The 24,645-nt window shown below is 45.9% G+C and carries 18 protein-coding genes, 2 tRNA genes and 4 rRNA genes; 6 read left to right on the forward strand and 18 right to left on the reverse strand.

Going from position 1 to position 24,645, the window contains the following annotated elements; all coding sequences use genetic code 11:
- The first annotated feature begins 8 nt into the window (after positions 1-8).
- Positions 9-191: a hypothetical protein gene (locus XBJ1_RS22700; RefSeq protein ID WP_038199524.1), complete on the forward strand. Its 183-nt coding sequence runs from the start codon at positions 9-11 to the stop codon at positions 189-191.
- A gap of 205 nt (positions 192-396) precedes the next feature.
- A complete protein-coding gene (gene coaA, locus XBJ1_RS18185; RefSeq protein WP_012990501.1) occupies positions 397-1,347 on the forward strand; it encodes a type I pantothenate kinase in 951 nt (316 codons plus the stop codon).
- Positions 1,348-1,379: 32 nt separating this feature from the next.
- On the opposite strand, the gene birA is transcribed toward coaA, so the two are convergent.
- The 10 genes from birA to btuB all read right to left on the reverse strand — a co-directional run bounded on the left by birA (position 1,380) and on the right by btuB (position 11,867).
- Positions 1,380-2,339, reverse strand: coding sequence for a bifunctional biotin--[acetyl-CoA-carboxylase] ligase/biotin operon repressor BirA (gene birA / locus XBJ1_RS18190; RefSeq protein ID WP_012990502.1), 960 nt, complete (start codon positions 2,337-2,339; stop codon positions 1,380-1,382).
- Positions 2,336-3,376, reverse strand: coding sequence for a UDP-N-acetylmuramate dehydrogenase (gene murB / locus XBJ1_RS18195; protein ID WP_012990503.1), 1,041 nt, complete (start codon positions 3,374-3,376; stop codon positions 2,336-2,338). The genes birA and murB overlap by 4 nt, the downstream gene beginning before the upstream one ends.
- Positions 3,377-3,521: 145 nt before the next feature.
- Positions 3,522-3,637, reverse strand: a 5S ribosomal RNA gene (rrf, locus tag XBJ1_RS18200).
- Positions 3,638-3,675: 38 nt separating this feature from the next.
- Positions 3,676-3,751: transfer RNA gene (locus XBJ1_RS18205), tRNA-Thr, on the reverse strand.
- 84 nt (positions 3,752-3,835) lie between these two features.
- Positions 3,836-3,951, reverse strand: a 5S ribosomal RNA gene (gene rrf / locus XBJ1_RS18210).
- An 84-nt stretch (positions 3,952-4,035) separates the two neighbouring features.
- Positions 4,036-6,945, reverse strand: a 23S ribosomal RNA gene (locus XBJ1_RS18215).
- 186 nt (positions 6,946-7,131) lie between these two features.
- Positions 7,132-7,207: transfer RNA gene (locus XBJ1_RS18220), tRNA-Glu, on the reverse strand.
- Between the two features lie 83 nt (positions 7,208-7,290).
- Positions 7,291-8,833 (reverse strand): 16S ribosomal RNA (locus tag XBJ1_RS18225).
- The 16S, 23S and 5S rRNA genes sit together here with 2 tRNA genes alongside, the layout of an rRNA operon.
- Positions 8,834-9,208: 375 nt before the next feature.
- Positions 9,209-10,072, reverse strand: a complete 864-nt coding sequence (murI, locus tag XBJ1_RS18230; RefSeq protein ID WP_012990504.1) for a glutamate racemase — start codon at positions 10,070-10,072, stop codon at positions 9,209-9,211.
- On the reverse strand, positions 10,017-11,867 hold the full coding sequence (gene btuB, locus XBJ1_RS18235; RefSeq protein WP_012990505.1) for a TonB-dependent vitamin B12 receptor BtuB: 1,851 nt from the start codon (positions 11,865-11,867) through the stop codon (positions 10,017-10,019). The genes murI and btuB overlap by 56 nt, the downstream gene beginning before the upstream one ends.
- Before the next feature lie 188 nt (positions 11,868-12,055).
- On the opposite strand from btuB, the gene trmA reads away from it, so the two are divergent.
- Positions 12,056-13,156 carry a tRNA (uridine(54)-C5)-methyltransferase TrmA gene (gene trmA / locus XBJ1_RS18240; RefSeq protein WP_012990507.1) on the forward strand — a complete coding sequence of 367 codons (1,101 nt, stop codon included), beginning with the start codon at positions 12,056-12,058 and terminating at the stop codon, positions 13,154-13,156.
- 96 nt (positions 13,157-13,252) lie between these two features.
- Here the strand turns inward: trmA and XBJ1_RS18245 are convergent, their stop codons facing one another.
- Together XBJ1_RS18245 and fabR are read right to left on the reverse strand one after the other, a co-directional pair.
- Positions 13,253-13,630: a YijD family membrane protein gene (locus XBJ1_RS18245; protein WP_012990508.1), complete on the reverse strand. Its 378-nt coding sequence runs from the start codon at positions 13,628-13,630 to the stop codon at positions 13,253-13,255.
- A 25-nt stretch (positions 13,631-13,655) separates the two neighbouring features.
- Positions 13,656-14,303: an HTH-type transcriptional repressor FabR gene (fabR, locus tag XBJ1_RS18250; protein WP_012990509.1), complete on the reverse strand. Its 648-nt coding sequence runs from the start codon at positions 14,301-14,303 to the stop codon at positions 13,656-13,658.
- 210 nt (positions 14,304-14,513) lie between these two features.
- Here fabR and sthA point away from each other — a divergent pair, with 210 nt between their 5' ends.
- Positions 14,514-15,911 carry a Si-specific NAD(P)(+) transhydrogenase gene (sthA, locus tag XBJ1_RS18255; protein WP_012990510.1) on the forward strand — a complete coding sequence of 466 codons (1,398 nt, stop codon included), beginning with the start codon at positions 14,514-14,516 and terminating at the stop codon, positions 15,909-15,911.
- Here sthA and oxyR read toward each other — a convergent pair.
- The 5 genes from oxyR to argC all read right to left on the reverse strand — a co-directional run bounded on the left by oxyR (position 15,903) and on the right by argC (position 21,578).
- Positions 15,903-16,820 carry a DNA-binding transcriptional regulator OxyR gene (gene oxyR, locus XBJ1_RS18260; RefSeq protein ID WP_012990511.1) on the reverse strand — a complete coding sequence of 306 codons (918 nt, stop codon included), beginning with the start codon at positions 16,818-16,820 and terminating at the stop codon, positions 15,903-15,905. The two genes, sthA and oxyR, sit on opposite strands and share 9 nt — an antisense overlap.
- Before the next feature lie 235 nt (positions 16,821-17,055).
- Positions 17,056-18,435: an argininosuccinate lyase gene (argH, locus tag XBJ1_RS18265; RefSeq protein ID WP_012990513.1), complete on the reverse strand. Its 1,380-nt coding sequence runs from the start codon at positions 18,433-18,435 to the stop codon at positions 17,056-17,058.
- A gap of 47 nt (positions 18,436-18,482) precedes the next feature.
- On the reverse strand, positions 18,483-19,694 hold the full coding sequence (locus tag XBJ1_RS18270) for an argininosuccinate synthase (protein WP_012990514.1): 1,212 nt from the start codon (positions 19,692-19,694) through the stop codon (positions 18,483-18,485).
- Positions 19,695-19,762: 68 nt separating this feature from the next.
- Positions 19,763-20,536: an acetylglutamate kinase gene (gene argB, locus XBJ1_RS18275; protein ID WP_012990515.1), complete on the reverse strand. Its 774-nt coding sequence runs from the start codon at positions 20,534-20,536 to the stop codon at positions 19,763-19,765.
- Between the two features lie 37 nt (positions 20,537-20,573).
- Complete coding sequence (argC, locus tag XBJ1_RS18280; RefSeq protein ID WP_012990516.1) at positions 20,574-21,578, reverse strand: N-acetyl-gamma-glutamyl-phosphate reductase; 1,005 nt, start codon at positions 21,576-21,578, stop codon at positions 20,574-20,576.
- A 102-nt stretch (positions 21,579-21,680) separates the two neighbouring features.
- Here argC and argE point away from each other — a divergent pair, with 102 nt between their 5' ends.
- Positions 21,681-22,838 (forward strand): acetylornithine deacetylase, encoded by a 1,158-nt coding sequence (gene argE / locus XBJ1_RS18285; protein WP_012990517.1) that lies wholly within the window; start codon positions 21,681-21,683, stop codon positions 22,836-22,838.
- Positions 22,839-23,201: 363 nt separating this feature from the next.
- The gene (gene metF, locus XBJ1_RS18290) at positions 23,202-24,089 is read left to right on the forward strand and encodes a methylenetetrahydrofolate reductase (RefSeq protein ID WP_012990518.1); all 888 of its coding nucleotides are present in this window, start codon (positions 23,202-23,204) and stop codon (positions 24,087-24,089) included.
- A 365-nt stretch (positions 24,090-24,454) separates the two neighbouring features.
- Here metF and XBJ1_RS22705 read toward each other — a convergent pair whose 3' ends face one another.
- Positions 24,455-24,604, reverse strand: coding sequence for a type II toxin-antitoxin system RelE/ParE family toxin (locus tag XBJ1_RS22705; protein ID WP_012990519.1), 150 nt, complete (start codon positions 24,602-24,604; stop codon positions 24,455-24,457).
- Positions 24,605-24,645 lie beyond the last annotated feature (41 nt).

Consider the following 24,645-nt stretch of genomic DNA (forward strand, 5'->3'; position numbering starts at 1 on the left):
GGGTCACGATGCAACAAAAAAATTGTTTTTTTTATTCTTTCGTTCACAAAACGATCACCACTGGTATTTTTGCTGGTTTTTTCAATAATGTTGGTATAAATAATCAACAAAAATCATTACTACTCAAGCAGCAAGAAACAGATTCACCAAATCTTTTTAAAAAATCATTCATACTACTGGCTCTTTTTTAAAAAAAGTAAGAAATAGGCTAGAAAAACAAACAAGAAAATTGTTCAATTTTTTTACAATTTTGTATTTCCTATCAAAAAAATCACTAAAATCATAAAAAAATCTACGCCTGTAGTAGCGCAACCGATATGATGAGATTTATTTTTTGTCGGATACGGGTGTTCACAACAACCTGTCCAACCTGCATAGACAGGCAGATGTTGGCTTATGAATAAGAAAGAATCTTTTTTGACGACTCCATATTTACAATTTGATCGTGAGCATTGGGCAACATTACGTGACTCAGTGCCTTTGACACTCACAGCAGAAGAGATTGCTGCTTTAAAGGGGATTAATGAAGAGATTTCAATAGAAGAAGTGGTTCAGATCTATCTTCCATTGTCACGTCTACTCAATTTTTACATTAGTTCCAATTTGCGGCGGCAAGCCGTCCTTGAACAATTTTTAGGGACTGGTGGGCAAAAAATACCTTACATCATTGGCATAGCAGGTAGTGTTGCTGTTGGAAAGAGCACAACCGCGCGTTTATTACAAGCATTGTTAAGCCGCTGGCCCGAACATCGCCGCGTTAAACTAGTAACGACAGACGGTTTTTTGCACTCTAATAATGTGTTGAATGAACGTGGCTTAATGAAAAAAAAGGGTTTCCCTGAATCCTACGATATGCGCAACCTAGTGAAATTCGTTGCTGATATAAAATCAGGCACCGAAAAAGTTACAGCGCCAGTATACTCTCACCTTAGCTACGATATTGTCCCCAATGAACAACTGATCATCGAGCGTCCAGATATTTTGATCCTTGAAGGACTAAACGTGCTGCAAAGTGGTATGGATTATCCACATGAACCACATCATGTGTTTGTGTCTGATTTTGTCGATTTTTCTATTTATGTCGATGCGTCAGAAGAATTGCTCGAACAGTGGTATATCAACCGTTTTCTTAAGTTCCGGCAAGGGGCTTTTTCTGATCCAGACTCTTATTTCCACAATTATTCTAAGTTAACTACCGAAGCAGCGATAAAAGTTGCATCAAATATTTGGCTCGAAATTAATGGCTTAAACTTACAACAAAATATTTTACCAACTAGAGAGCGCGCTAGCCTAATTATGACTAAAGGAGCGAATCACGCTATTGAAAGTGTCAGGTTGAGAAAATAAAGCAGTAGCCGGAACTATTTCCGGCTTTGCATTCAACAACCTCTGAGGGAAATTTCACCACCAATATATGGCGTAATAACACCATTTATATCAAGCAGCAACGCTCCTTGCTGATCAATTCCACGGGCCGTTCCATAAATTTCCTGATTTCCAATAACCAGCTTTACTGAACGATTCATAAAATTATCTAATTTTGACCACCGGAAAAGAAATGGAGATAATCCTTCGTTTTCAAATTGAATTAACGCTTTTTTAAGCTCAAGAATAATTTCAGAAATTAATTTATTGCGTTCAACCACTATTCCCGCTTGCTGTAGATTAGTCCACTGCTGGTTAATCAATTTTTGCTGTTCACTACTCATTGAAATATTCATACCTATTCCGATAACAATCTGAGCCGCATCACCCGTTTTTCCTATCAATTCAACTAATATTCCTGCCAGCTTTTTATCATCCAAATAGAGATCATTCGGCCATTTCACTTTTACTCTTTCAGCACCCTGGCGGTTAAGCACTTCCGCAATGACGATCCCAACGACCAGACTTAATCCTATTGCTGCGGCAGGCCCTTGCTCCAAGCGCCAATACATGGATAAATATAAATTTCTACCAAAAGCAGAAATCCACTGCCTGCCACGGCGTCCCCTTCCGGCATACTGATATTCGGCGACACAAGCGTCACCTGAATCGAGTTCTGACAATTTCTCCAGCAAATACTGATTAGTAGAATCGATAACAGGTATAACTTCGAGACGATCATTTGGCAGGTAACCTGCAATAAGCTCTTTATCCAGCAGATCCATTGATGCTGGGAAACGATAACCCTTACCCGGGATAGTTAAAATTTCTACGCCCCATTCACGAATGGTCTGAATATGCTTATTTATTCCCGCACGACTCATTCCTAATTCTTGACCAAGTTGCTGCCCGGAATGAACTTCGCCATCTGATAACACTTTAATTAATTTTAATGGAATACTAATATCTTTCATGAAATACATTCCACTGCATCTATCTCACCCTCACTACCAATGAAACGTACTTCAGGCTCTAAGAAAATATTAAATTTTTCTGCTACTTTTTTGCGTACATAAGTCGCCAAAGCAGTAATATCCTGACCCGTTGCATTACCTTTATTGATTAACACCAGTGCCTGTTTCATATGTATCGCAGCGTCACCAATACAATAACCTTTCAAGTGACATTGATCTATCAGCCAACCTGCCGCTATCTTTACATTATGTTCATTATGGTGATATTGGGGACACTCTGGATAATCAAATTTGATCTTTTGCGCCAATTCAATAAGTACAATTGGATTTTTAAAAAAACTGCCAGCATTCCCGATAATAACAGGATCGGGTAACTTACTCTGACGCATTTCACAAACAGCATTGAATATGCGTTCTGGTGTTACGCTTTCACTTGAGAACTGTGTTAAGCCACCATAAGTTAATATTGGCTTCCAAACCTTACTCAACTGCAAACCAACTGCTGTTATAGCATAACCATCTTTATATTGATGTTTAAAGATACTATCTCTATAAGCAAATTGGCATTCATTTGCCATAAGATGAATCAGTTTGCCAGTTTTCAACTCTATTAGATCGACATATTCACAGACATGTTTAAATTCAATTCCATATGCACCAATATTTTGAATTGGTGCTGACCCTACACTTCCTGGAATCAACGCTAAATTTTCTAAGCCATAGATCTGTTGATGGAGAAGGCGAACGATCAGCTGATGCCAGTTTTCACCAGCGCCAACATGGATATGCCATGCTGTATCCGATTCTTGTATATCAACACCAAGAATACGGTTCAATATCACAGTACCTTTAAAATTTTCGGTAAAAAGAACATTACTCCCCCCACCAAGTAATAAAATGGGATGCTCTTTTTCCTCCGCTTCTTGCCATGCGGACAACAGTGATGCAACTGAAGTTACAGTAGAAATATGATCAGCACAGGCTGAAATACCAAACGTGTTGAACTCTTTTAATTGGATAGATTGACAGGCAGACATTTACTTCAAGCTCGATAAGTAATTTATCTGTAGTCTATCAGACTCTACATTTGAAAGATAAATCAGTAATTACTGGATATGATAATAAAAAACTAAGAAACGCAAAAGGCCACTCAAATGAGTGGCCTTTTGACTGGGTATTAAAGCTTGGCAGTTCCCTACTCTCACATGGGGAGACCCCACACTACCATCGGCGCTACGGCGTTTCACTACTGAGTTCGGCATGGGGTCAGGTGGGACCGCCGCGCTATTGCTGCCAAGCAAATTCTGTTTTACTTGCCGAACATATTATTTATTTATGGTGCTGATACCCAGATTCGAACTGGGGACCTCACCCTTACCAAGGGTGTGCTCTACCAACTGAGCCATATCAGCATGAGCTATTTTCGGTCACTATAAATGTGATTCCGAATGCTGAAATAAAAATTGTTGTCATATGGACAACAATTATAAATAGATGTCTGGCAGTGCCCTACTCTCACATGGGGAGACCCCACACTACCATCGGCGCTACGGCGTTTCACTGCTGAGTTCGGCATGGGATCAGGTGGGACCACCGCGCTATGGCCGCCAGACAAATTCTGTGTTCAATCCCGAACAAGCTGCTGTTTTTCATTTGAAACTGCGTCTCTCTCTCACCAAAACACCTTCGGTGTTGTCAGGTTAAGCCTCACGGTTCATTAGTACTGGTTAGCTCAACGTATCGCTACGCTTACACACCCAGCCTATCCACGTCCTCGTCTTGAACGTTCCTTCAGTATCCTCAAGGGACAAGGGAAGACTCATCTCAAGGCAAGTTTCCCGCTTAGATGCTTTCAGCGGTTATCTCTTCCGCACTTAGCTACCGGGCAGTGCCATTGGCATGACAACCCGAACACCAGTGGTGCGTCCACTCCGGTCCTCTCGTACTAGGAGCAGCCCCTTTCAATCTTCCAACGCCCACGGCAGATAGGGACCGAACTGTCTCACGACGTTCTAAACCCAGCTCGCGTACCACTTTAAACGGCGAACAGCCGTACCCTTGGGACCTACTTCAGCCCCAGGATGTGATGAGCCGACATCGAGGTGCCAAACACCGCCGTCGATATGAACTCTTGGGCGGTATCAGCCTGTTATCCCCGGAGTACCTTTTATCCGTTGAGCGATGGCCCTTCCATTCAGAACCACCGGATCACTATGACCTACTTTCGTACCTGCTCGAGCTGTCACTCTCGCAGTCAAGCTAGCTTATGCCATTGCACTAACCTCACGATGTCCGACCGTGATTAGCTAACCTTCGTGCTCCTCCGTTACGCTTTGGGAGGAGACCGCCCCAGTCAAACTACCCACCAGACACTGTCCGCGACCCGGATAACGGGCCTGCGTTAGAACATCAAACATTCAAGGGTGGTATTTCAAGGATGGCTCCGTGCAGACTGGCGTCCACACTTCACAGCCTCCCACCTATCCTACACATCAAGGTTCAAGGTTCAGTGTCAAGCTATAGTAAAGGTTCACGGGGTCTTTCCGTCTTGCCGCGGGTACACTGCATCTTCACAGCGAGTTCAATTTCACTGAGTCTCGGGTGGAGACAGCCTGGCCATCATTACGCCATTCGTGCAGGTCGGAACTTACCCGACAAGGAATTTCGCTACCTTAGGACCGTTATAGTTACGGCCGCCGTTTACTGGGGCTTCGATCAAGAGCTTCGCGTTGCCGCTAACCCCATCAATTAACCTTCCAGCACCGGGCAGGCGTCACACCGTATACGTCCACTTTCGTGTTTGCACAGTGCTGTGTTTTTATTAAACAGTTGCAGCCAGCTGGTATCTGCGACTGGCCTCGGCTCGGGGAGCAAGTCCCGTCACCTGGCGCCAGCGTGCCTTCTCCCGAAGTTACGGCACCATTTTGCCTAGTTCCTTCACCCGAGTTCTCTCAAGCGCCTGAGTATTCTCTACCTGACCACCTGTGTCGGTTTGGGGTACGATTCACTGTTACCTGATGCTTAGAGGCTTTTCCTGGAAGCAGGGCATCAACCACTTCAGCACCGTAGTGCCTCGTTATCACGCCTCAGTGTTCACGGAAGAACGGATTTACCAATTCTTCCCACCTACACGCTTGAACCGGGACAACCGTCGCCCGGCTGGTCTAGCCTTCTCCGTCCCCCCTTCGCAGTAACACCGAGTACGGGAATATTAACCCGTTTCCCATCGACTACGCCTTTCGGCCTCGCCTTAGGGGTCGACTCACCCTGCCCCGATTAACGTTGGACAGGAACCCTTGGTCTTCCGGCGAGCGGGTTTTTCACCCGCTTTATCGTTACTTATGTCAGCATTCGCACTTCTGATACCTCCAGCATGCCTCACAGCACACCTTCGCAGGCTTACAGAACGCTCCCCTACCCAACAACACCTAAGTGTTGCTGCCGCAGCTTCGGTGCATGGTTTAGCCCCGTTACATCTTCCGCGCAGGCCGACTCGACCAGTGAGCTATTACGCTTTCTTTAAATGATGGCTGCTTCTAAGCCAACATCCTGGCTGTCTGAGCCTTCCCACTTCGTTTCCCACTTAACCATGACTTGGGGACCTTAGCTGGCGGTCTGGGTTGTTTCCCTCTTCACGACGGACGTTAGCACCCGCCGTGTGTCTCCCGTGATAACATTCTTCGGTATTCGCAGTTTGCATCGGGTTGGTAAGTCGGGATGACCCCCTAGCCGAAACAGTGCTCTACCCCCGAAGATGAATTCACGAGGCGCTACCTAAATAGCTTTCGGGGAGAACCAGCTATCTCCCGGTTTGATTGGCCTTTCACCCCCAGCCACAAGTCATCCGCTAATTTTTCAACATTAGTCGGTTCGGTCCTCCAGTTAGTGTTACCCAACCTTCAACCTGCCCATGGCTAGATCACCGGGTTTCGGGTCTATACCCTGCAACTTAACGCCCAGTTAAGACTCGGTTTCCCTGCGGCTCCCCTAAACGGTTAACCTTGCTACAGAATATAAGTCGCTGACCCATTATACAAAAGGTACGCAGTCACCCTGATAAATCAAGGCTCCCACTGCTTGTACGTACACGGTTTCAGGTTCTATTTCACTCCCCTCGCCGGGGTTCTTTTCGCCTTTCCCTCACGGTACTGGTTCACTATCGGTCAGTCAGGAGTATTTAGCCTTGGAGGATGGTCCCCCCATGTTCAGACAGGATACCACGTGTCCCGCCCTACTCGTCGAACTCACACCACCAGTGTCTTCAGATACGGGGCTATCACCCTTTACTGCCGGCCTTTCCAGACCGTTCTCCTGACGCTGATGCTGATGTTGGTTCTGGGCTGTTCCCCGTTCGCTCGCCGCTACTGGGGGAATCTCGGTTGATTTCTTTTCCTCGGGGTACTGAGATGTTTCAGTTCCCCCGGTTCGCCTCCGGACCCTATGAATTCAGGCCAGGATAGTGCAACGGATTGCACTGGGTTTCCCCATTCGGGTATCGCCGGTTATTGCGGTTCATATCACCTTACCGGCGCTTATCGCAGATTAGCACGCCCTTCATCGCCTCTGACTGCCTAGGCATCCACCGTGTACGCTTAGTCGCTTAACCTCACAACCCGAAGGTGTCTTCGGGTGTGCGTTTTGAGAGACTCACCAGTCCCGTCCATGACGGCACTGATTGTTTCAAATTTTCAGCTTGTTCCAGATTATTAAAGAGCGTTATTGGTAAACCGACTTTGCAGTCCGTTTACCAATAATTCGGTGACCCTGCCTTTCACACAGTGCCTGAACAGGATGGCGTCCCCTAGGGGATTCGAACCCCTGTTACCGCCGTGAAAGGGCGGTGTCCTAGGCCTCTAGACGAAGGGGACTCAAGTCTTCTTCGCGGGCATTCCTGCTCATTTTCTTTCATCAGACAATCTGTGTGGACACTGCACAATCACTATCATTCAGGTAAGGAGGTGATCCAACCGCAGGTTCCCCTACGGTTACCTTGTTACGACTTCACCCCAGTCATGAATCACAAAGTGGTAAGCGCCCCCCCGAAGGTTAAGCTACCTACTTCTTTTGCAACCCACTCCCATGGTGTGACGGGCGGTGTGTACAAGGCCCGGGAACGTATTCACCGTAGCATTCTGATCTACGATTACTAGCGATTCCGACTTCATGGAGTCGAGTTGCAGACTCCAATCCGGACTACGACAGACTTTATGAGTTCCGCTTGCTCTCGCGAGGTCGCTTCTCTTTGTATCTGCCATTGTAGCACGTGTGTAGCCCTACTCGTAAGGGCCATGATGACTTGACGTCATCCCCACCTTCCTCCGGTTTATCACCGGCAGTCTCCCTTGAGTTCCCACCATCACGTGCTGGCAACAAAGGATAAGGGTTGCGCTCGTTGCGGGACTTAACCCAACATTTCACAACACGAGCTGACGACAGCCATGCAGCACCTGTCTCTCAGGTCCCGAAGGCACTCCGCCATCTCTGGCAGATTCTGAGGATGTCAAGAGTAGGTAAGGTTCTTCGCGTTGCATCGAATTAAACCACATGCTCCACCGCTTGTGCGGGCCCCCGTCAATTCATTTGAGTTTTAACCTTGCGGCCGTACTCCCCAGGCGGTCGATTTAACGCGTTAGCTCCGGAAGCCACGCCTCAAGGGCACAACCTCCAAATCGACATCGTTTACAGCGTGGACTACCAGGGTATCTAATCCTGTTTGCTCCCCACGCTTTCGCACCTGAGCGTCAGTCTTCGTCCAGGGGGCCGCCTTCGCCACCGGTATTCCTCCACATCTCTACGCATTTCACCGCTACACGTGGAATTCTACCCCCCTCTACGAGACTCTAGTCAACCAGTTTTAGATGCCGTTCCCAGGTTGAGCCCGGGGATTTCACATCTAACTTAACTGACCGCCTGCGTGCGCTTTACGCCCAGTAATTCCGATTAACGCTTGCACCCTCCGTATTACCGCGGCTGCTGGCACGGAGTTAGCCGGTGCTTCTTCTGCGGGTAACGTCAATCAACAACGCTATTTACGCTGTTGCCTTCCTCCCCGCTGAAAGTACTTTACAACCCGAAGGCCTTCTTCATACACGCGGCATGGCTGCATCAGGCTTGCGCCCATTGTGCAATATTCCCCACTGCTGCCTCCCGTAGGAGTCTGGGCCGTGTCTCAGTCCCAGTGTGGCTGGTCATCCTCTCAGACCAGCTAGGGATCGTCGCCTAGGTGAGCCTTTACCCCACCTACTAGCTAATCCCATCTGGGTTCATCCGATGGCGTGAGGCCCGAAGGTCCCCCACTTTGCTCCAAAGAGGTTATGCGGTATTAGCCACCGTTTCCAGTGGTTATCCCCCTCCATCGGGCAGATCCCCAGACATTACTCACCCGTCCGCCGCTCGCCGGCAGGGAAGCAAGCTTCCCCCCGCTGCCGCTCGACTTGCATGTGTTAGGCCTGCCGCCAGCGTTCAATCTGAGCCATGATCAAACTCTTCAATTAAAAGTCTGATGCTCAAAGAATTGTTACTGTTAGTTCGTAATGAATTAACTGTTTTAGTCACTCTTTAAGACTTTAAAGTTTTCGGCATCTTGCGATGCTGTCGATACTGTCTTGTGAGTGCCCACACAGATTGTCTGATTAAATTGTTAAAGAGCGGTCCGACCGGAGCAGGGCTCCGTATCGTGAGGCTGCGTATCTTACGCTTTCCTCGCCGGGTGTCAAGCCTTTATTTTCAGGGCTTTTCTCCCGCTGGCCTCGGCGGCGTGTCTTCGCTCAGCGTCGGTCAGTGGTGGCGCATTATAGGGACTTTTCCGTGCCTGGCAATAGTTTTTTTGAGAAAAACCACCAACTGATGATTATTGCAACAAATTTCACTTAAGTTGCCAGTTTTTCCAGCGTAAGGAAGCCATAATCTCGTAATACGGGTCGCAGAGCCTCGCTATTTAGGTCTATTTTTGTGCAATAAGCCAAATTATCCGCCGTTGTTAAAAATAAACTATTTTGGTTCTTCACCAACCACACCGTTCTACGCGCAATAGCAGCTCCAGAATCAATCAATCGTGTGCCATCAGGAAAAACTTGTGAAAGCTCTTCTGCAATCAGAGGGAAGTGAGTACAACCTAAGATGACAGTATCTGGCGGTTCTTTCATTCTCAACCACGGTTTGAGAATTTTTTCCAATATTTCCAGTGGGATCTTCTCACCATGCAGTTTTCGTTCGGCTAACTCTACCAATTCTGCAGAACCTATAGAATGAACCTGACAATCCGTGGCAAATCTTGCAATTAATTCTTTGGTGTAGTCGCGATTGACTGTAGCCCGTGTCGCCAATAATCCTATTACTCGGTTACAAGTCAACTTTGCCGCAGGCTTGATTGCGGGCACAACACCAACAACGGGAAAAGAAAAACGTTCGCGCAATGCAGGCAAACTAACCGTGCTAGCTGTATTACAGGCAATGATGACAATAGCCAGGGGGTGTCTTTTCTGAATTTCATCGACAACTTGAACGACCCGCTCAATGATCACTTCCGCCGTTTTTTCTCCATAAGGAAATGCTTCATTATCGAAAGCATATATATAGTGGAGCTCCGGCAATAATTGTCGAATTTCTTGGTATACAGATAAACCGCCCACACCTGAATCAAAAATTAGAATCGTTGGTCGGGCGGTTTTAGGTAAATCAGAAGTTGTAGCTTCCAGTGAGAAAGTATTCTCGGCCTGGGGTGCGATAGCCATACGCTGTCTCATAATTTTTATCAAACAGATTGGCTATTCTAGCACGGATTGTGAGGTGGTTAGTGATTGGGTATGATGCGCTGATATCCCATAAACTGACGCCACCCAATTTAAGGGGCTTCGGAGGATAAACACTATAATCTGCATCATCGCGCTGACCGATATATTGATAGGTTACTCCCCAATCAATATTGTATAATTCCCAATCTAATTGATATTTAACCTGCTGTTTAGCCCTGCGAGCTAGCTGCTTATTATTGCCATCACGCGGATCAACATACTGTAATGTCAATTGGTGCTGGAATATTCCGGTATCCATGGTTCCTGTCCATTCAACACCTTTGATTTTTGCCTTACCAATGTTCTCATAGCGGTTATTGGCAAAATTTATCAGTTGTTCAATATCATTATGATAAACAGATAAGCGCCAATTCAGTGCCCCAGTTAATCCTTCAATTCCACCTTCCCACTGTTTACTTTTTTCTGGTTTGAGACTTTCATTTCCCCATTTGCTATAGAGTTGATTCAATGTTGGAGCCTTAAATGCGGTTCCATACGAGACGATCAACCGATAGCCATCAATGAATTCCCAACCCATTCCAGTTTGCCATGTGGTATTCCAATTATATTCAGAATGACGGTCTGAACGAACAGCACCCTCCAGCGTGACATCATGAATCTTTTGCTGTGACGTCAAATACAGGCCAGTGTTATCTACGTCTTTTTGTACAGGAATATTATTCGAACCTGCCGCAACCGATTCTCTTTTCCAGTCAACACCACCGCTAATTGCGCCATGACTCACTTGCCATGAATTTCCCCATTGCACATTGTATTGTTTGGAGTTACTTAGGCTGGAGCCTTTGCCATAACGCCCATATTTGGGATCATAGTTGTAATCTTTGACATGGCTGTAACTGGTAATCCATTGTGCAGAATAAATTCCCTGTGTAAATTGAAGGCCTGCATCATAAGTACGACTGAATAGCTCTCGAGTATCTATCAGCATCTGATTATAACTATCATAATAGGCATCATAAGCCGTTCGGTTATTCAATCCATGCACACGAGCAAACCCACTGAACTGATCATTAAATTTATGGTCAACGCCCAGCCACAGCATTTTGCTCATAAAACCATCACGATCCGGCTGACGATACCCGCCCGTACCGCCACCAGCCACCACATCGAATCCTTTGGTATAGGTATATCCAGCCGCTGCGGTCAATAAGGTATTCTCGCCGAGCTTCTGTTGGGTCGAACCATTATAGTTCTGGTATCCGTGCGAGCCGATACCTGCATTCAATGTTGTTCCCTTTTGCTCTCGCTTGGTAATGATATTGATTACCCCACCAATGGCATCAGAACCATATACGGCAGAGCGAGCACCGCGGATATACTCAATTCTCTGAACCATTGAAAGCGGTATCTGGCTATAATCGGCCGCACCCGTGATACCCGCCTGATTTAAGCGAATACCATCTATTAGCACCAATGTATGATGTGATTCCGTACCTCGAACAAATAAAGAAGCGTGTTGCCCTATTCCCCCATTCTGCGCAATATCAATACTGGGTAGGCGACGTAGAACGTCAACCAAGCTGCTGGATTGCCAGCGATCTATCTCTTCGCGGGTTACCACCGTCATTGGTGCTAAAACTGAAGAAACAGGCTGTTTAAAGCGGTTCGCGGTCACCACCAGTGGCTCTTGATTATCAGCAACTGCAAAATGGCTCCAGCTAGAAAACACTGCCACAGAAGCAGCAGATAAAAGGATACGTTTGTTATTTGTCATGAGAGAATGGCATCTAACTATATTGAATCTAGCGAATAAAGTGTCATGCTACGATGAAGGCGAGAAGCAGTCCAGAATGACCCCCTATCAAAAAGAGGCTCATGTGCCAGAAAACTGGACATCCTTTTCACTTTCCCTACAATGCCGCTCGGAAATTTTTCTTAACGCGACCATACGAGAACCAGATAATGCAGAATGTCTTGCCAACGGAAGATTATGAAAATCAATTGATGGAAAAGGTCCATCGTCTGAAAGGAATGATGATGCCATTTAGTGCACCTGAGCCTGAGGTTTTCCGTTCCCCTGCATCACATTACAGAATGCGCGCTGAATTCCGCATCTGGCATGAGCAAGATGATCTTTACCACATTATGTTTGACCAGCAGACCAAACAACGTATTCGTATTGATCAATTTCCGGTTGCCAATGAGCTGATTAACCAGATGATGCAGTCAATCATTGCGGGCGTGAAAGATAATTCACTCTTGCGTCATAAACTGTTTCAAGTGGATTATCTGTCAACCCTCAGTAATAAGATTATTGTCTCTCTGCTTTATCATAAAAAGTTGAATGATGAATGGCGCGAGCATGCCATCACACTACGTGATCAATTAAAAGCAAATGGATTTGATGTTCAGCTGATCGGGCGAGCGTCAAAAACCAAGATCATACTCGACCATGACTATATTGATGAAGAACTGCCGATTGCGGGTAAAACGATGATTTACCGTCAAGTTGAAAACAGTTTCACGCAACCGAATGCCAGCATCAATACTCATATGTTGGAATGGGCAGTGGGTATTACAAAAGGCGCCAAGGGAGATCTACTAGAGCTATATTGTGGTAATGGCAATTTTTCTCTAGCATTAGCACAGAACTTTGATCGCGTACTGGCGACAGAAATTGCCAAACCTTCGGTTGCTGCCGCGCAATTTAATATTGAAGCGAACCAAATTGATAATGTGCAAATTATCCGTATGTCAGCAGAAGAGTTTACTCAAGCAATGAATGGAGAGCGGGAATTTAACCGACTGCATGGCATTGATCTAAAAAGCTATCAATGTGAAACCATTTTTGTTGATCCTCCACGCAGTGGATTAGATGATGCAACAGTTAAAATGGTACAGGGATACTCACAGATTCTTTATATTTCCTGTAATCCAGAAACACTCAGCCAGAATCTGGAAACACTGACACAAACCCATAAAATAAGCCGACTGGCACTCTTTGATCAATTCCCTTATACGCACCATATGGAGTGTGGTGTATTACTGGAAAAACGTATTTAATCACCATCTACTATAGCTGAAAAATTAGTTGGGAGACCAAAACGCCACAGCGATCAATTTGTGGCGTTATTCCTTCAGCCGTTATCAGGAAAATAATCAGCCATGGCTTTCTGAAGTGAGTATAGCTTGTTGTTTACGCCCTTTGATCTTTCTGTAAATCCAAAATACTAAAGCAGCATCAATCACGACAGGCAGGAAATTAGAACCAATTTCTGGATATTCCACCCGAATGATGGCGCTGTAAATGAAGATTCCTAAGAAAAAGCAGCCAGCCACCAACTTTGGTAATCCATCTGCCATTGGATAATTCAAATAACGATGATGGAGGCAATACAGAGATAATACCAGTGCAATAATCGGGAAAATTGAAAAAGGCACAAGCGAGTTGAAAAATGCTGAGAAAGTTCCGTGTGTTGCCAATCCAACGATAAGAGCCAGCAACATAGTGCTTTTATCTTGGCGGTATTGTTCCATCGTATTATTCTCCTTTCATTATTATTCAAGAGGTTTTAGGGACAGTCTTTTTTTCTTGTTCCCGCCGATACCAATAATAAGCACCTTTGGAAATCAGGCGGAGTTGCAAAACTAAACGTTCTTCGAGACGACGCCTTTTTTCCTCATCAATATCCAGCGCTTCTGCACCTGCGCTGAATACGATTGTCACCATCGCCTCAGCTTGAATTTCAGTAAAATGACGCGGCATGTGGCTTGCCTGTTCGAGGTAGTCTGCCAGCTCTGCAATAAAATGTTGGATTTCCCGTGCGACAGCTGCACGAAACTCAGCCGATGTACCGGAACGTTCGCGCAGTAATAACCGGAAAGCATTGGGATTGTTACCGATGAATTCCATGAACGTTGAAACAGAGGTTCGGATGACGCTGCCGCCTTTTGCGATACGCTGACGCGCCTGACGCATTAACTGACGCAACATCAAGCCGCTTTCATCCACCATTGTCAGCCCCAGTTCATCCACATCCCGAAAATGCCGATAAAATGAAGTAGGCGCGATACCCGCTTCTCGAGCTACTTCCCGTAAGCTCAGACTTGTGAAACTCCGCTCAGCACTGAGTTGGCTGAATGCGGCTTCAATCAGGGAACGACGGGTTTTTTCTTTCTGTTTCGCTCTGACACCAGTTACGTTACTCACCACAATCCTGATATATCCATTCGACTATATAATAAAGCAAATATATCAGATTCTGCTGTGTTTGCTGTGATTGTTCTCTTAAAGCTATTATCCCATATTCTCCGGTTTCATTTCTAAGTAATAGGATAAAAACCGTATGGTCATTAGGTTATTACATCAAGTAATGTTAAGATAGAGTTGTTATTTTGTGTAAAAACAGGTCTTTCCTCTATGCAATATACTCATTTTGATGCCATTGTGATTGGCTCTGGTCCCGGAGGGGAAGGAGCAGCAATGGGGCTGGTGAAACAGGAAAAAAACGTTGCAGTTATAGAACGTTACAATAGTGTCGGTGGTGGCTGTACCCATTGGGGTACAATTCCATCGAAAGCTCTCCGCCATGCTGTCAGTCGTATTATCGAATTTAATCAAAACCCCCTCTATAGTGATAACTCCCGCATTCTTCGTTCCTCATTTTCTGAAATCCTGCGCCATGCTGACGTTGTCATTAGCCAGCAAACCAAAATGCGTCAGGGTTTTTATGAACGTAATCGGTGCCAAATGTTTGCGGGCGAGGCAGCATTCATTGATGAACATCGTGTGAGTGTCCGTTATGCTGATGGTAGTGTTGATATATTAAGTGCAGATAAGATAATCATTGCCACTGGTTCCCGTCCTTACTGCCCTCCTGATGTTGATTTCACTCACTCCCGTATTTATAACAGCGACACCATCCTGCAACTGGATCATGAACCACGCCACGTTATCATTTACGGCGCGGGGGTGATTGGCTGTGAATATGCTTCTATCTTCCGAGGGCTGGGCGTTAAGGTGGATTTGATCAATACCCGTGATCATCTGCTGTCTTTTCTTGATCAAGAGATGTCTGATGCCCTGTCCTATCATTTCTGGAATAGTGGCACGGTCATCCGCCATAACGAAGAATATGAAAAAATTGAAGGTCTTGATGATGGCGTGATTGTTCATCTGAAATCCGGCAAAAAGGTCAAGGCAGACTGTCTACTGTATGCCAATGGCCGCACCGGCAATACAGATAAGCTAGGGTTGGAAAATGTCGGTCTGGAAACAGACAGCCGTGGTTTACTGAAAGTGAATCGCGTCTATCAGAGCAGCAATGAGAACATTTACGCCGTTGGCGATGTCATCGGCTATCCGAGTCTGGCTTCTGCTGCGTATGATCAGGGGCGCATTGCCGCAAAAGCTATCATGACCGGAAGCGCCAACCTGCATCTGGTGGAAGATATTCCAACAGGGATTTATACCATTCCTGAAATCAGTTCAATCGGTAAAACCGAGCAGCAGCTCACTGCGATGAAAATCCCGTATGAGGTAGGGCGCGCCCAATTCAAACATCTGGCAAGGGCGCAAATTGCCGGCATGAATGTTGGCAGTATAAAGATCCTGTTCCATCGTGAAACAAAACAGATTCTGGGCATCCACTGTTTTGGTGAACGTGCCGCAGAGATCATCCATATCGGCCAAGCCATTATGGAACAAAAAGGAGAAGGCAATACTATCGAATATTTCGTTAATACAACCTTCAACTATCCAACAATGGCAGAAGCCTACCGTGTTGCTGCACTCAATGGGTTAAATCGGTTATTTTAATGTTTTGCCAAAAACTTCGAAATAGTCACCCATTTTAGCTCGAATCGCCTCTGCCAATTGCTCATAGCGACTGCGCAGAGGTGAGCCGGGGCGATAAACCAAGATAATCGTACGTTTAGGCTCTGGTTCGATACATTCCAGATAGCAGACACCATCGCGTTTTTTCTCTTTTGGCACAGCCAAATCAGGCAGCAATGTAATCCCACTGCCTGCTGATACCATATTACGCAGGGTTTCCAGACTGGTTGCCCTAAAATGAGTATCTTCTTTGGCTCCAGCCTGAAAACAGAAACCCATCGCCTGATCACGCAAACAATGTCCATCTTCCAGCATTAATAATTTTTCGCCAGCAAGCTCTTCCATTTTGATATGCGTCCTATTCGCCCATCGGTGCCCTTCATAAATTGCTAGTTTCATCGGTTCTTCAAAGAGTGGCACTTCAATGAACGCTTCGGTTTCTTTTACCAAAGCCAGAATGACACAATCGAGTTTTCCGCTATCGAGTTGCGCCAACAGGTTCTGAGTCTGAGCCTCATGTAAATACATTTCCAGCTTGGGGAACAGCTTGTGCAACTCAGGAATGATAAGAGGCAGGATATAGGGACCAACGGTGGGGATAAGGCCGATATGCAGAGGACCAGACATGCTTTCACCTTGAAGATACGCCATTTCCTGCAAGACTTTCACTTCTCGCAATACCGTTTTGGCCTGTTCCACCAGCAACATTCCCTGTTGCGTGAACAGCACTTTACGACTGGTGCGCTCTAGCAGCATCACGCCCAACTCATCTTCAAGTTTACGGATTTGCCCACTCAGTGTCGGTTGGCTAACATGACAAGAATCAGCGGCTCGGCGGAAATGCCGATATTCGGCAAGCGCTACAAGGTATTCCAGATCGCGGATATTCATTCCCAACCTCAGTATTTGATATCAATGATAGAATTGATCAATAAATCATTATATGCACGAGGGAATAAAACTATCAAATTCATCAAAAAAATTACTATTACATCATCATTTCGTTTATGGGCAGTAAACTCACAGTATTCCTCTTCAGAAACCAGCACTGCTTTACTAAAAGATTTGTTACAATTTAATATAGAAAAACCTGCCGGATTGGGCAGGCTTATATTATGTTCTCAGGCTAATCTATCGTTAACCGCTGTTTAACCGCTGCAATCGCCTGTGCCACCTGTTGCTGTGATACACCGCCTTTTGCCAGCCGTTTATCCAAACAGGATTGCAGCGATAAAACGTCATACACATCTAGCGAAATAGCTTCGCTGAATTTTTGCAGTTCAAACAAAGACAGTTCTTCCAGCGCCTTACCTTCCGCTATGGCCGCAATTACCACTTCACCAACAATATGATGCGCTTCACGGAATGGAACTCCTTTTACCACTAAATAATCCGCCAGTTCAGTCGCGTTGGCATAACCCTGTTTTGCAGCTTCCTCACAGCGCCCGCGTTTCACCTGAATGCCATCCAGCACCAGCACCGCCATATGCAGGCAATCCCGCCATGTATCCAGTGCATCAAACAAACCTTCTTTATCTTCCTGCATATCTTTGTTATAAGCGAGGGGAAGCCCTTTCAGCGTTATCATCATGCCCGTCAATGCGCCCTGAACCCGGCCACATTTGCCACGAATAAGCTCCAGCGCATCAGGGTTTTTCTTTTGCGGCATCAGGGAAGAGCCGGAAGTTACCCGATCTGATAACTCAATAAAACCCGCTTCTCCACTGTTAAAGAAAATCAGGTCTTCAGCAAAGCGTGAAAGGTGGATCATGCTGATACTGGCATCTGACAATAGCTCCAGAACATGATCCCGATCGGAAACGCTATCCAGACTATTACGTGTTGCCGAGGCAAAACCGAGCCATGATGCTAATTGTTCACGATCGATATCATAGGCTGTTCCCGCCAGTGCGCCACAGCCCAGTGGGCTGACATCCAGCCGTTTCAGTGCATCTTGCAGGCGGCTCTCATCACGATCCAGCATTTCGGCATAGGCGAGGCACCAATGAGCGAAAGTGACTGGCTGCGCCCTCTGCAAATGGGTATAACCGGGCATCACCGCATCTTGATTATTCTCCGCCGTAATCACCAGCGCCTGTTGCAATTCCACAAGTGCCTGCTGAATATCGGCTATCTGATCCTTACACCACAGTTTCAGGTCAGTTGCGACTTGATCATTACGGCTACGACCTGTGTGAAGTTTTTTCCCCAAATCGCCCACTTTCGCGATAAGTTGACCTTCCACCCAGCTATGAATATCTTCCACATCGCTTTTCAAAATGGCCTTGGGGTTGGCCCGCACTTCACCCAGTAACTCATTCAGCGCCAGTTCCAGTTTTTGCTGTTCTTCGGAAACCAATACTCCCACCGTAACCAGCGCCTTTGACCATGCAACAGAACCAATAATATCCTGCTCCGCCAAGCGATAATCAAAACGCAGAGAATCGTTAAATTGTTTGAATCGCTGATCGGCTTCCTGACTGAAACGTCCGCCCCAAAGTGCCATATGTCGTTCCTGTTTTCTCTATTTAATAAAGGTTAATTGCTCAGAAATTATTTTTTGCTGTTCAGTGTACGAATACGTGAAGAAAGCGAATAGAGGCGAATGAACCCTTCTGCATGGCGGTGATCGTAGACTTCATCTTCTCCAAAAGTAGCGAACTCTTCAGAATAGAGACTGTATGTCGATTTTTTCTGTTCAGCGGTCACCTGGCCTTTATACAGTTTTAAGACCACTGCCCCACTGACACTGTCAGCCAACGTTTCCGCAGCAGCCTGAATCGACTGGCGCAATGGTGCAAACCAACGACCATCGTAGACGACATAGGACATTTCCAACCCCAATTGCTGACGCCATTTGAAGCTGTCGCGATCCAACACCAACTGTTCAATTCCCCGCAATGCGGCCATCATGATGGTTCCACCCGGTGTTTCATAACAACCACGGGATTTCATGCCTACCAAACGGTTTTCCACAATGTCGATACGGCCGATACCATGTTTGGCTCCCAGTTCATTCAATGCATTAAGACATTGATAGGGTGACAACCCCTTACCATTCACGCCAACCACCTCACCTTTTTCAACCGTGACGGTGACATATTCTGGCTCATTCTGCGCATCTTCTGGCTCTGCTGTCCACACCCAGCAATCTTTATTGGCAGCATTCCATGTACTTTCCAATACCCCGCCTTCGGTTGAGATATGCCATGCGTTTTCGTCACGGCTGTAAATTTTTTCCAGCGTGGCGGTGGTGGGAATATCGCGGACTTTCAGATAATCAAGCAGAGCCTCACGGGAACGCAGATCCCATTCACGCCACGGAGCAACCACTTTCAGATGCGGCGCTAACGCAGTATAAGTACTTTCAAACCGAACCTGATCGTTACCTTTGCCCGTTGCCCCGTGAGCTACAGAATCAGCGCCCACTTTCAGCGCCAGTTCGACCTGTGCCTTGGCAATAATTGGGCGTGCCATTGATGTACCAAGCAAATAGCTGCCTTCATACAATGCGCCCGTTTTCAGTACGGGATAAACATACTCTTTGATGAACTCTTCACGCAGGTCGATAACGTGACATTCCGACGCACCAGATCGCAACGCTTTCTGCTCCACACCTTCTAAATCTTCGCGGCTTTGACCAACGTCAGCAACAAATGCGACAACTTCACAATTGTCATAATGTTCTTTCAACCAAGGAATAATCGCAGATGTATCTAAACCACCAGAATATGCTAGAACGATTTTTTTAATGCTTTTAGTCATAGGGATAACCTTTTATTTTTGTTCATATCAGTCAAATACTGTGCCACTAATCGGTAAAACCAAGCCAATTACGCCGAAATTCGCGTACCTGTGGGTATGCCATTAAATAATGCAATTAATTGTTCGGTATGTCGCCAGCTTGCAATATCAACCGGATGCTTCAGCGTTTTTGCCGCTTCTAAGGCCGCATTAACTTTCACAATCATGCCGTCAGTTATGATGCCATGCTCAATGAGCTGTTCTATTTTTTCCGCTGTTAGCTCTGGGATTTTCTGGCCTTTTCCATCCAAAATACCGCTGACATCAGACAGAAAGACCAGATCCGCATTTAACACCTGCGCAATGGCGGTTGCCGCCTGATCTGCATTCACATTCATCAGCTCACCATTTTCGGTGATACCAATAGAACTGATAATTGGCATATAACCGACATCCAGCAAAATTTTCAGGAGATCGGGTTTACCCGGATGAGCTTTTCCAGTGTGGCCGAATTCCTCATCAAACTGGGAAACTTGCACCACACCACCATCTCCCAGACACAATCCAATCGCAGGCAATCGGTATTTTATCGCGCAAGCCAGCAGTGCCTTATTAGCAGTTCCTGCCAATGTCCCCGTCACGATATTAATCTGATCTGCTGGCGTTACCCTCAGGCCCTGTATCTTCACAATCGGTAACTGCAATCTCTGCATCAGTTCATCAACTAAACAGCCACCGCCATGTACAATGACTAACGGGCGCTTATGCGTCTTCCGATATGACTGCAATGTGGAAAATAACCGCGCCAGCGCTTCTTCGCTGTCTAACAACACACCACCCAATTTGATAACTAACGGTTCCATCGGATTTATCCTCTGTCGGTATTAAAATCTGCCGGAATTAAAGCAATGCCTGAGTTTCTGCAAACCCAAAACGAATATTCATGCACTGTACTGCTTGTGCTGCCGCGCCTTTCAACAAATTATCCTCAGCACCGACAATAATCAGGTGCTGTCCTTGCACAGCAAAACCAATATCGCAGAATGGCAAACCCACGACGGCTTTCAATGCCGGCATACCTTCCGTGTATAGACGCACCAACGGTTTATCATGATACGCCAGCTGGTAGGCTTCCCTAATTTGCTTTTCTGTTACACCTGATTTCAACTTGCAGGTGATCGTAGCGAGAATACCCCGCGAGAAATTACCCAGATGAGGGATAAAAATGACCTCAGTACCTAAATGTGTCGCGATCTCGGGTTGATGACGATGATTAAAAATCCCGTAAGGCTGCAAACTAACTTCACAGAAGCTGTTGTTAATGGTTGCTTTCCGGCCTGCTCCACTGACACCACTCACAGCATTGATAACGGGCCATTGTTCAGTATCCAGCAGATTTTTTTCCAGCAAAGGCTTCAATGAAAGCTGAGAAACAGTGGGATAACAGCCGGGAACCGCGATCAACTGGGCAGTTTTGATTTTTTCCGCCTGCCACTCCGCCAGCCCGTAAACTGCCTTATCAAGCCAAGCCGTATTTTTATGCTCGAACCCATAGTATTTTGAATAAAATTGTGTATTTTGTACGCGATAGGCTCCGGATAAATCGAAGACTGTGCAACCTGCTTGTAGAAATATCGGCACAATATCATGGCTGATTTCATGGGCAGTGGCGAGGAAGACGACATCAATACCATTCACTGCTTCAGCCACATCAGTCAGCGGCTGTAAAGGTAAATCAACAATGCCCTTGTACTGCGGGTAGAGATCTGAAAAACATTTCCCCGCATCTGAACTTTGAGACGAAACCATTAAGCCAGAAAGGTGGACATGGAGATGACGTTGTAGATATGCTGCTAACTCTGCTCCGGTATAGCCACTGGCACCAACTATCAGCGTATTCAACATGGGACTTATTCACCTTGTAGTAGTAACCCAATCACATTATTGCATTTATATTCAATTATAATGCATGAATATTGATACTATCATGAGTAAGGGCTGTCAACAGTGAATATTAAATTACCATCATTTATTAGATTATATCATCAGCTCATTGCTACACCTTCCATCAGCGCAACCGATGCTGAACTGGATCAAAGTAATGAAATATTAATCAACCTGCTGGCTGGCTGGTTGAAAGACCTTGGTTTTAACATTGAGATTCAGCCCGTTCCTGAAACCCGTGGCAAGTTCAATATGCTGGCAACATTGGGTAGTGGTTCTGGAGGTTTATTGTTATGTGGTCATACAGATACTGTGCCATTCGATGAGGGACGCTGGACACAAGATCCATTCACACTGAGCGAACGCGATGGCAAGCTTTACGGACTCGGTACTGCTGATATGAAAGGCTTCTTTGCTTTCATCATTGATGCTCTGCGGGATGTTGATCCCAGTAAACTAACTCATCCGCTTTACATTCTGGCCACCGCAGATGAAGAAACATCGATGGCAGGCGCGCGTTATTTTGCTGCCAATACCGCCATTCGGCCTGATTTCGCCATTATTGGCGAACCAACATCGTTACAGCCTATCCATGCGCATAAGGGACACTTAGCTCATGTTATCCGCATTGAGGGAAAATCCGGCCATTCCAGCGATCCCGCACGTGGTGTCAACGCACTTGAACTCATGCACGAATCCATCACGCAATTGATGGAATTACGCACTACCTTGCAGGAACGCTATCACAATCCAGCATTTGTTATTCCTCATCCAACTATGAATTTCGGCCATATTCACGGTGGTGATGCGGCAAACCGCATCTGTGCCTGCTGTGAACTGCATATGGATATTCGCCCGCTGCCCGGATTGACCGTGCAGGATATGGACGAATTACTGCATAAAGCACTAGAGCCGGTGAAACAGCGCTGGCCGGGACGTTTAAGCGTTACTCCTCTCCACCCCCCCATTCCGGGTTATCAATGCCTGACCGATCACAAATTGGTTGGCGTGATCGAAAATTTGTTGGGAGCGAAAGCAGAAACCGTCAATTATTGTACTGAAGCGCCTTTTATTCAGGAATTGTGTCCGACATTAGTCTTGGGACCAGGATCAATTGAACAGGCACACCAGCCCGACGAATTTTTAGGTATGGAATTTATTGAGCCGACCAGAAAATTGATTTCTCAGCTGATTGAGCATTTTTGCCTGCAAACCCATTAATTTTACTACAATTGAGAGAATATCCAGTAAAAGTTTTAACCCCGATAAGTGCGTCGGGGTTTATCGCTATTTTCTGACCAAAACAACGCACAAAACTTCATAAATTCCTCTCAGTATCACTCATAATCCGCATAGCTCCGTTCACAAGCCAATTAAATCAGGCGTTTCTCTTGCTCTGCCCAACATGAATTTCTTTCCTGATCATTTTGAATATTCCTCATTTCGGATAAGTCACTTTGCTGTTGACTAAACATAATGCTTAGCCCATTCTATTTAGACATCTAAACGTATAGACATGTAAACACTTAAGCATCTAAACGTAAGCGGGTCAAAATATTCCGCTGATTTACAAGGATACAGGGTATGAGTTTTTTTCACGCTAATCAGCGAGAAGCGCTGAATCAGAATTTGGCTGAGCTTGAAGGGCAGATTCGTGTTTCTTTTGAGTTCTTTCCACCCAGCACGACTGCGATGGAGCAAACCCTGTGGAATTCCATTGAGCGCTTAAGCAAACTGAAGCCTAAATTTGTCTCCGTAACCTATGGTGCCAATTCCGGTGAACGCAACCGCACTCATAGCATCATCAAGGGCATTAAAGACAAAACCGGCCTTGATGCTGCCCCTCACTTGACTTGCATTGATGCCAACCGTGAGGAACTGCGTAATATTGCTCACGATTATTGGGAGAGTGGTATTCGTCACATTGTGGCATTGCGCGGTGATTTACCCGAGAGCAACGGTAAACCGGAAATGTATGGTGCCGACTTAGTTGAGCTCTTAAAAAAAGAAGCGGATTTTGATATCTCCGTTGCTGCTTACCCAGAAGTGCATCCTGAAGCGAAAAGTGCTCAGTCGGATCTGATTAACCTGAAACGCAAAATTGATGCGGGAGCAAATCGCGCCATTACCCAATTCTTTTTTGATGTAGAAAGTTACCTGCGTTTTCGCGATCGCTGTGTTGCAACGGGAATTGATGTGGAAATTGTACCGGGAATTCTGCCCGTCTCGAACTTCCGTCAGTTACAGCGGTTTGCCACAATGACTAACGTCCGCATCCCAAGCTGGATGACCAGAATGTTTGAAGGACTGGATGATGATCCGGAAAGCCGCAATTTAGTTGGTGCATCCATTGCGATGGACATGGTGAAAATTCTCAGTCGCGAAGGGGTGAAAGATTTTCATTTTTATACTCTGAATCGGGCGGAATTAAGTTACGCCATCTGCCACACGCTGGGAGTTCGTCCTTGTTGATTGTTGATAGAATTAACAGACGCTGGGCCAAGATAAGATTTCTTTGCTGATCACAATCAAACGGTGGCGATGTAAATCGGAATCGCCTCCTTAACAGAGGGCATCCCACTTCTCAAGAAAGAAAATTGTACGTTCTACGTTCTTTTCTGAAATACACAGTTATCCACATTCTCAGTCAGATATAGCTACTCTGAACCGAGCGGAATAGGGGTTCAGCGTTGTTGTGGATGGCACTCACTATATGCTTACCGACAATGTTCTCATTTCACAGGAGGCCAGAGCTGAGAAGTATGCACCAACGCTAATATCCAAACACTTTCCCCTGAAACCTCATAAACCAGCCGATAGTTCTCATTCAGGAAAACTTACAATGTCCCTGAAATTTCACCGGCATGTCCCATATAAGGAAATTCAATCAACCGTTCCGCAGCAGTTTCGAATAACTCATCCATTTTTACGGCGGCCACTGGATTTTTAGTAACAAGATATTCCCATATTGCTTCACTATCCTGCAAAGCTTGAGGTGTCTATATGACCTTCATTTAACGGCCTTTTT

Source organism: Xenorhabdus bovienii SS-2004 (genome assembly GCF_000027225.1).
GTDB classification, from domain to species: domain Bacteria; phylum Pseudomonadota; class Gammaproteobacteria; order Enterobacterales; family Enterobacteriaceae; genus Xenorhabdus; species Xenorhabdus bovienii_C.